This window comes from Allokutzneria sp. NRRL B-24872 (assembly GCF_002155965.1).
Lineage (GTDB): Bacteria > Actinomycetota > Actinomycetes > Mycobacteriales > Pseudonocardiaceae > Allokutzneria.
Window position 1 is genome coordinate 1 of sequence record NZ_MUMH01000463.1, and the last position, 544, is coordinate 544.

The 544-nt window shown below is 69.9% G+C and carries 2 pseudogenes; both read right to left on the minus strand.

Going from position 1 to position 544, the window contains the following annotated elements:
- Nucleotides 1-249, minus strand: a pseudogene (prfB, locus tag CCN37_RS38695) (peptide chain release factor 2); the annotation flags it as partial.
- A gap of 63 nt (nucleotides 250-312) precedes the next feature.
- Nucleotides 313-544, minus strand: a pseudogene (locus CCN37_RS38700) (PadR family transcriptional regulator); the annotation flags it as partial.

The following is a 544-nucleotide window of genomic DNA, read 5'->3' on the forward strand; positions in this document are numbered from 1 at the left end:
CTCGTACAGCACGCCCAGGTCGTCGAGCCGCTGGCGCAGGTCGCCGACCCGGCGCAGCTCGCCCTGCCGGTGGGACAGCTGGCTGGTGACCTTCTGTGCCGCTTCCGGGTCGTCCCAGAGCGTCGGGCTCGAAGCCTGCTGTTCGAGATCGGCCACCTGGGCACGCAGGGCGTCCAGGTTCATCACCGACTCGATCTGCGTCAGCTTGCCGGCCAGGTCCCTTAGTGCCGCGTCGAACTCATCACTCACGTTTGTCAAGGTTACGGCAAAACCCACGACCGGTTGCGAGGACCGGTCGTGGGCGCGCGAACCTCAGGCCGCGGGGATGGCGTCGAGCAGCTTGAGCGCGGCCTTGGCCTGAGCCTGGGCGAACTCGGCGACGGCCTTCTCGTACGGCCCGTCGGCCGCCTTGGTGGCCGCCTTCGCGTCGTCGAGCTGCTGGCCGTAGCTGGTCCGGGCCGACTCGAGCAGCGACTGGCGCTGCTTCGCCGTCAGCGACCCCGCGTGCACGAGCCGCAGGATGAGCGGGCTGCGCAGGTGGTCG